The organism is Sphingobium lactosutens (assembly GCF_013393185.1).
In the GTDB taxonomy this organism is placed as follows: domain Bacteria; phylum Pseudomonadota; class Alphaproteobacteria; order Sphingomonadales; family Sphingomonadaceae; genus Sphingobium; species Sphingobium lactosutens_A.
The window spans coordinates 33,448-41,237 of record NZ_QJQX01000074.1 but is presented as its reverse complement, the minus strand read 5'-3'; the positions used below and the strand labels follow the sequence as shown (position 1 = coordinate 41,237).

At 66.6% G+C, this 7,790-nt stretch carries 7 protein-coding genes; all 7 read left to right on the top strand.

All coding sequences use genetic code 11. The features are described 5' to 3' along the window. On the top strand, positions 1–1,608 hold a 1,608-nt coding region (locus DM806_RS20470; RefSeq protein WP_179044961.1), incomplete at its 5' end, for an electron transfer flavoprotein-ubiquinone oxidoreductase. 19 nt (positions 1,609–1,627) lie between these two features. Beyond that, positions 1,628–3,250, top strand: a complete 1,623-nt coding sequence (locus tag DM806_RS20465) for a tetratricopeptide repeat protein (RefSeq protein ID WP_179045009.1) — start codon at positions 1,628–1,630, stop codon at positions 3,248–3,250. Beyond that, entirely contained in the window at positions 3,237–4,118 is an 882-nt protein-coding gene (locus DM806_RS20460; protein ID WP_179045008.1) for a 4-(cytidine 5'-diphospho)-2-C-methyl-D-erythritol kinase, read from the top strand. Before DM806_RS20465 ends, DM806_RS20460 begins: the two co-directional genes overlap by 14 nt. After that, positions 4,115–4,831 carry an N-formylglutamate amidohydrolase gene (locus tag DM806_RS20455; protein ID WP_179045007.1) on the top strand — a complete coding sequence of 239 codons (717 nt, stop codon included), beginning with the start codon at positions 4,115–4,117 and terminating at the stop codon, positions 4,829–4,831. Before DM806_RS20460 ends, DM806_RS20455 begins: the two co-directional genes overlap by 4 nt. Then, positions 4,828–5,196 carry a hypothetical protein gene (locus DM806_RS20450; RefSeq protein ID WP_256869417.1) on the top strand — a complete coding sequence of 123 codons (369 nt, stop codon included), beginning with the start codon at positions 4,828–4,830 and terminating at the stop codon, positions 5,194–5,196. The genes DM806_RS20455 and DM806_RS20450 overlap by 4 nt, the downstream gene beginning before the upstream one ends. After that, positions 5,193–6,560, top strand: coding sequence for an NAD(P)H-hydrate dehydratase (locus DM806_RS20445; protein ID WP_372859663.1), 1,368 nt, complete (start codon positions 5,193–5,195; stop codon positions 6,558–6,560). The genes DM806_RS20450 and DM806_RS20445 overlap by 4 nt, the downstream gene beginning before the upstream one ends. Continuing rightward, positions 6,557–7,765: a class I SAM-dependent RNA methyltransferase gene (locus DM806_RS20440; RefSeq protein ID WP_179045005.1), complete on the top strand. Its 1,209-nt coding sequence runs from the start codon at positions 6,557–6,559 to the stop codon at positions 7,763–7,765. Before DM806_RS20445 ends, DM806_RS20440 begins: the two co-directional genes overlap by 4 nt. Positions 7,766–7,790 lie beyond the last annotated feature (25 nt).

The following is a 7,790-nucleotide window of genomic DNA, read 5'->3' as shown; positions in this document are numbered from 1 at the left end:
GGTGGGCCTGCGGGACTGTCGGCGGCGATCCGGTGCAAGCAGTTGGCCAATGATGCGGGTCAGGAACTGGCGGTGTGCGTGCTGGAAAAGGGGTCGGAGATCGGCGCCCATATCCTGTCGGGCGCAGTGATCGATCCCAAGGCGCTGGATGAGCTGATCCCGCAGTGGCGCGACATGGGCTGTTCGCTGGCCGAAACCCCCGTCACCGACAATCAGCACTGGATGCTGACCAAGACCGGCAAGATCGCGATGCCGCATCTCCTGACGCCGGGCTGGATGCACAACAAGGGCGCCTATACCGGATCGCTGGGTAACCTCTGCCGCTGGCTGGCCGAGCAGGCCGAGGGGCTGGGCGTGGAGATCTTCCCCGGCTTTGCCGCGGCGGAGATCCTCTACCATGAGGATGGCAGCGTGAAGGGCGTGGCCACCGGCGACATGGGCATCGACCGCGAGGGCAATCGCAAGCCCGACTATCAGCCGGGCCTCGAACTGCACGCCAAATACACCTTCTTCGCCGAAGGGGCGCGCGGCCACCTGACCAAGATATTGAAACGCCAGTTCGCGCTCGACGCGGACAGCGAGCCGCAGGTTTATGGCCTGGGCATGAAGGAATTGTGGGACATCGATCCGGCCAAGCACAAGCCGGGCCTGGTCATTCACTCGCAGGGCTGGCCGCTGACCGATGCTTACGGGGGGGGCTTCCTCTATCACCAGGCCAATGGCCAGGTGGCGCTGGGCTTCGTCGTGGGGCTGGGCTATCGCAATCCGCATCTCTATCCGTTCGAGGAGTTCCAGCGATGGAAGCAGCATCCGGAAATCCGCAAATTCCTCGAGGGCGGGCGCCGCGTTTCCTATGGCGCACGCGCGATCAACGAGGGCGGCTGGCAGTCGATCCCGAAACTGGCCTTCCCCGGCGGCGCGCTGATCGGCTGTTCGGCGGGCTTCGTGAACGTGCCCCGGATCAAGGGCACGCATACCGCGATGAAGTCGGGCATGCTGGCGGCCGAGGCAGCGTTCGCCGCAGTGCAGGCCGACCGCTCTGGCGATGCGCTCGACGACTATGACGCGACCCTGCGCTCCAGCTGGATCGCTGACGAGCTGCAACTGGTGAAGAATGCCGAGCCGCTGCTGGCCAAGTTCGGCAACACGATCGGCACGCTGCTGGCGGGCATCGACATGTGGATGCGCACGCTGAAAATCGGCCTGCCCTTCACGATGAAGCACAAGCCCGATTGCGAGAAGCTGTGGACCAAGGACCACGCCAGCAAGATCGCCTATCCCAAGCCGGACAATGTGATCAGCTTCGATCGGCTGTCGTCGGTGTTCCTCTCCAACACCAATCATGAGGAGGACCAGCCGGTCCATCTCCAGCTGAAAGACCCATCGGTTCCGATCAGCTACAATCTGCCCCTTTATGACGAGCCGGCGCAGCGCTACTGTCCAGCGGGCGTCTATGAAGTGGTCGGTCAGGAAGAGGGCGATCCCAAGTTCCAGATCAACGCGCAGAATTGCGTCCATTGCAAGACGTGCGACATCAAGGATCCCACCCAGAATATCAACTGGGTCGTTCCCGAAGGCGGCGGAGGACCAAATTATCCCAATATGTAAGCGCCTGATCCCGATCCTGATGCTGGCGTTTCCGGCAGCGGCCGGGGCGTCGGTCGATCCCGGCAGCGCCCTGCACGCCTATGCGCGGGCGCGGCTGGCTGACGGGAGCGGCGCCCTGGGGAGCGCGGTTATGAACTATCGTACCGCGCTGGCACTCGATCCGGGCAGCGCGGAGATAGCGCGTCGCTCCTATGCGCAGGCGCTGGAAAGCGGCGATCAGGCGCTGGCGATGCGATCGGCCCTTTTGCTGGATGCGCAGGGCATGTTGCCGCGCGACGGCACATTGCTGCGCATCGGCAACGCATTGGCGCGGAAGGATTGGGCCGGCGCCCGGTTGCTGGTCGACCGCATGGTGGAAGAGGGTAATTTCGCTTTCCTTGCCCCGATCGTGCGGAGTTGGATCACTGCGGGAGAAGGGGGATACGCCCTTCCCGTTGTTGGCGGCAAGGAACAGTTCGCGACGCTTGGCCAGCGCTATCTGGACGAGCATGTGGCGCTGCAAGCGATCGGGCATAACGATCTAGCGACGGCGGTGCCGGCGTTGCGGCGGGCGATAGCTCTTCGCAGCAGTGACGGTGCTGCGCTGCGGCTCAGCTTCGCGGCGCAGCTTGCGGCACAGGGAGCGAAGGCCGAAGCACTTGCCCTTCTGCCGGAAGGCAATGCGAATTTCGTGATGGCGCGCGCGGATATTGCGCGGGGCAAGGGAGGCGGAGGGCGCAAGGTGCTGTTGAGCCCCGCGCAGGGCTTTGCACGACTGCTTTCTCGGCTGGCGGCCGACATAGCCTCCGATGATGCGGGGTTGGTGCTTGGCATGCGGCTGGCGCGGATCGCGACCTTCGCCGATCCGCAGGGAGCCGAAGCCCATATCGTCGCGGCGCGGCTGCTGACCGCCGCCGGCTATCCCGCCTTCGGAGCCGAGGAGGCCGGTAAAGTCCCGGTCAAGACCTGGTATGGCGGGCTGGCGAGGGCCGAATTGGTCAATGCGCAGGCAGAAGCCGGTGATCGCGACGGTGCGATCGCCCTCGCCCGGACGCTGGCTGCGGAACCGGGAGCGGATGCCGAACGCCAGGTCCGTCTCGGCCGACTGCTGGCCGATGCAAAGGATTTTACCGGCGCGGCGGCGGCGTTCAAGGCGGCGCAGGCTGGCTATCCCGCCGACGCCGTCCCCTGGACGCTGCTGCTGTTCGAGGGCAGCGCGCTGGAGCAGGGCAAGCGCTGGGATGAGGCGCGCGCCGTCCTGGAACGCGCGGCGAAGCTGGCGCCCAACGAGCCGGTCATTCTAAACTATCTGGGCTATGCGCAGATCGAACGGCGGCAGAATGTCGAGGAGGCGTTAGCGCTGCTCAAGAAGGCGAGCGCGCTCAAGCCGCAGGATGCGTCCATCACCGACTCGCTCGGCTGGGCGCAGTTCGTGACCGGCGATGTTCGGGCGGCCGTTCCGGTGCTGGAGCGCGCGGCCGCAGGTGCGCCGGATGACCCGACCATCAATGAGCATCTGGGTGATGCGCTATGGACGGCGGGACGGCGCTATGAGGCGCGCTATGCCTGGAACGCCGCGGCGGTCTATGCCGAAGGCGACGTGGCGACGCGGCTGGCGGCGAAGAGCAAGGAAGGATTGAAGCCCGAATATGCAGCGCCCTGACATGGAGGCCGCCGCCAAAACGCTCGTCGAAACCGCCTATGCCAAGGTGAATGTCGCACTCCATGTGCGGGCGCGGCGCGATGATGGCTATCATGCGCTGGAAAGCCTGTTCGTCTTCGCCGAGGATGGCGACCGGCTGGAGGGGCAGGCGACCAATGACGGCGCCATCGACCTGCTGATCGACGGACCATTCGGCGCGGCGCTGGATGCGGGGGCGGACAATCTCGTCATGCGGGCGGCGCGGGGGCTTCAGGCCTATCTCGGCGAGCAGCGCGGCGCGGCGATCCGGTTGACGAAAAATCTGCCGGTCGCGTCCGGGATCGGCGGCGGGTCGGCGGACGCAGCGGCGACCCTGCGCTTGCTGGCGCGGCTATGGGAAGTGCGGATCGAGCCGGAAGAACTGGCCGGACTTGCGCTCGACCTGGGATCGGACGTGCCGGCCTGCGTCGCGAGTGTCACCCAGTTGGTGAAGGGCAGGGGCGAGCATCTCGCACGGCATAAAGTCGAGAGACTGGAAGGCCTGCCGATGCTGCTGGTCAATCCGGGCGTCGGCGTTTCGACGGGCAGCGTCTTTGCCGGATGGGACCGGCAGGACCGTGGCGCGCTGGATGCTGGCAGCCTCGACATGCTCATCAAGAACGGGCGCAACGATCTGGCAAAGCCGGCGATCGCGGCTGCGCCGGTGATCGCGCAGGTGCTGGCGGCGTTGCAGGGCGCGGACGGTTTGCTGCTCGCGCGCATGTCAGGGTCCGGCGCGACCTGTTTCGCGCTGTTCGAGGACGGGGGAGCGATGGCACAGTCTGCCGTCGCGATACGCGCCGCACATACCGACTGGTGGGTCATGGAAACACGGATCAGAAGCGTATGAGCGAGGCTTTCACCCAGATTGACGGAGGCGACCTCGACCTGCTGGTCATCGCGGATCATGCGTCCGCCCATGTCCCCGACGATATCGATCTGGACATCGATCCGGCGCTGCTCAACGAGCATATCGCCGTCGACATCGGCGTGGCGGAGGTGAGCCAACTGCTGGCGGGGCAACTGGGCTGCAAGGCGATACTGGGCGGCGTGTCGCGGCTGGTGATCGACCTCAATCGCGAGGATGATGCGCCGGGGCTGCTGCCGGTCATGAGTGACGGCCACGCCATTCCCGGCAATCGCGACGCGGACCTCGCCGAACGGATGATCCGTTTCCACCATCCCTATCATCATCAGGTGGCGCGGTTGCTGGATGGCATGACCGCGCCCTTCATCCTGTCGGTCCACAGCTTCACGCCCCGGCTGGCGAGCGATCCGGGGCAGAAACGGCCATGGGATATCGGCATCCTCTATAATCAGGATGACCGCGCCGCGCGGATCGCCATCCCGTTACTGGAAGCGGCGGGCCTGAAGGTCGGGGACCAGCTTCCCTATTCGGGCCAGTTGTTGAACGCGACGATGAACCGCCATGCCGAGGCCAATGGCATAGCCTATCTGGGGATCGAGATGCGGCAGGATCTGGTCGGTGATGCAGCGGGGCAGAAGCGCTTTGCCGATATTGTCGGCCCGATCGCGCTGGAATGCCGGAGCAGGCTGGCATGAGGCGCGTTCTTGGATCGATGCTGCTGCTGGCGCTTGCCGGGTGCGGGAACGGCGTATCGACGCCGGGCAACGCGGTTGATGCCGCCGACGCTCAAATCGACGACGGCAAGGCCGACTGCATGACCGGCGATACGCAGCAATGGGAGCGTGATTGCCTGGTCGAGCGCAAGGGCGACATATTGACGATTCGCCATCCCGACGGCGGCTTCCGCCGGTTCCGCGTGCTGGCTGACGGGCATGGGCTGGAAGCGGCCGATGGCGCGGAGCCTGCCAAGCTCAGCATCACCGGCGAAAAGCAGATCGAGGTCGCGGCAGGCAATGACCGCTATCGGCTACCCGCCCAGATTGCCGGCACGGATCGGTGACGGGCGCGCCGATCCTGACCGCGGCGCAGATGCGGGCGGCGGAGCAGGCGGCCTTCGACGCGGGCGTCGACGAATATGGATTGATGGAAACGGCCGGCGCGGCGGCGGCGGAGATCATCTGGCGCGCGGGGTATAGACACGACACGCTGATATTGTGCGGTCCGGGCAATAATGGCGGCGACGGCTTCGTGATCGCGCGCATCCTGCGGGAGCGGGGCGTGGCCGTCCGAGTGGCGGCGCTGGGCGAAAGTCGGACGCCGTCGGCGCAACGCGCGCGTGCGCTCTGGGCCGGGCCGGTGGAAGACATGATGGCCGCGCCGCCCGCGACGCAGCTGGTGGATGCCCTGTTCGGGACCGGGCTGACGCGCGGGCTGGATGAAGCGGTTGCGTCGCGACTGGTGACGTTGGTGGATGCGGCCACATTCTCCCATGCGATCGATCTGCCGAGCGGCGTCGATACCGACAATGGCGCCTTGCTGTCGGATGTTCCGCGTTTCGGCATCTGCATCGCATTGGGCGCGTTCAAGCCCGCGCATCTCCTCTATCCGGCCGCCGATCGTTTCGCCCGGCTGGCACTGGCGGACATCGGCATAGATGTGCCGGGTTCCGTCCATCGGCTGGCTCCGCCGAGGATCGGCGTGCCGGGGGCCGAGGCGCATAAATATAGTCGTGGTCTGGTTGCTGTGGTCGAAGGCGCGATGCCGGGGGCCGCCGCGCTGGCCGCCGCCGCTGCCGCTCATTCGGGCGCGGGCATGGTGCGGCTATATGGTGAGGATGCGCCGCTCATTCCGCCCCATGCCATTGTGCGGCAGGCGGGAGGCGATCTCGATGATGGCCGCATCAGGGCGTTGCTGGTCGGGCCGGGGCTGGGCCGCGACGATCAGGCGCTGGCAAAGCTGGATGGTGCGATTGCAGAGGGCCATCCGCTGGTGCTCGATGCCGATGCGCTGGTCCTGCTGGCCAACAATATGAACCGCATCCCGGCTGGCGCAATTCTGACGCCGCATGAAGGGGAGTTTCAACGCCTGTTCGGCGACTTGCCCGGCAGCAAGATCGATCGGGCGCTGGCGGCGGCGCGTCTATCGGGCGCGATCATCGTCTATAAGGGGGCGGACAGCGTCATCGCCGCCCCGGACGGCCGGGCAGCGGTGGCGAGTGGCGCATCGACCTGGCTGTCGACCGCCGGGACGGGCGATGTACTGGCAGGATTGGCCGCCGGTCGTCTGGCGGTGACGGGCGATCCCTTTCGTGCGGCGTGCGAGGCGGTGTGGCTGCATGGGGAGGCTGCGAAGCGGTCCGGTCCGGCTTTTGTCGCGGATGATTTGCTTGCTACGCTGCCAGCGGCTATCGCCGCGCGATTGTGACAGACAGCGAAATAGACAATCTCATCATCCGCGTCGCCGCCAAGGGCGATGGCGTTACCGGCGATGGCCGCCACTTTCCGCTGACCGCGCCGGGCGACCGGATCGGAGTGGATGGAATTGTCCATTTCGGTGTCCATCATGCGATGCCGCCCTGCGCGCATTTCCCGGCCTGCGGCGGGTGCCAGCTCCAGCATCTGGACGAGGAAAGCTATGCCGACTTCGTGACGGCGCGCGTCACCGGCGCGCTGGCGGGGCAGAATGTGACGCCCGGCGCGGTGCTGACGCCCCATATCTCTCCGCCGATGACGCGGCGGCGCGCGTCGTTGCGCGCGGCACGGGCGGGCAGGCGCATCACCATCGGCTTTGCCGAGGAGGGCAGCCACAAGCTGATCGACCTTCAGATGTGCGCGGTGCTCGATCCCCGGCTGTTTGGGCTGCTGACGCCGCTCCGGGGGCTGCTGGGCGAGATCCTGCCGGACAAGCGCGCGGCCCATGTCCGCATGTCGCTGACCGACCAGGGCGTCGACCTGCTGCTGGAGGGGGTGAAGGTTTCGGGACTGGCGGCCGATGAGGCGCTGGGCGACTTTGCCCGCGAACAGGGGCTGGCCCGGCTGACCATCGACGAAGGCGATGGACCGCAGACGCGGTGGGAGCCGGAGGCGGTGACGGTCAGCTTCGGTGGCGCGTCGGTCGGCTTCCCGCCCTTCTCCTTCCTGCAGGCGACGCCCGATGGCGAGGCGGCGCTGGTCGGCGCGGTGCGCGATGCCCTGCCGGAAACCGGGGCGATTGCGGACCTGTTCTGTGGGCTTGGCACCTTTGCACTGGCGCTCGGGGACAAGCGGCCCGTCTATGCGGCGGAAGGCGCGCGGGACGTGATCCTGTCGCTGAAGCTGGGCGCGGCGCGGGCGCAGCGGCGACTGGCCGCCGATCATCGCGACCTGTTCCGTCGCCCGCTGAGGCCGGAGGAACTGAACCGCTTCGCCGTCATCGTGCTGGACCCGCCGCGCGCCGGTGCGAAGGAGCAGGTGTTGCAGCTTGCGGCCTCCACCGTGCCTCTGATCGCCTATGTGTCCTGCAACCCCGCCAGCTTCGCGCGCGATGCGGCGCATCTGGTCGCGGCGGGATATCGGCTGGAAAGCGTCAAGCCGGTCGGCCAGTTCCGCTGGACCACCCATGTCGAACTGGTTGGGATCTTCCGAAAATAAGAAAATCCCTCGCCGCAAAGGGGAA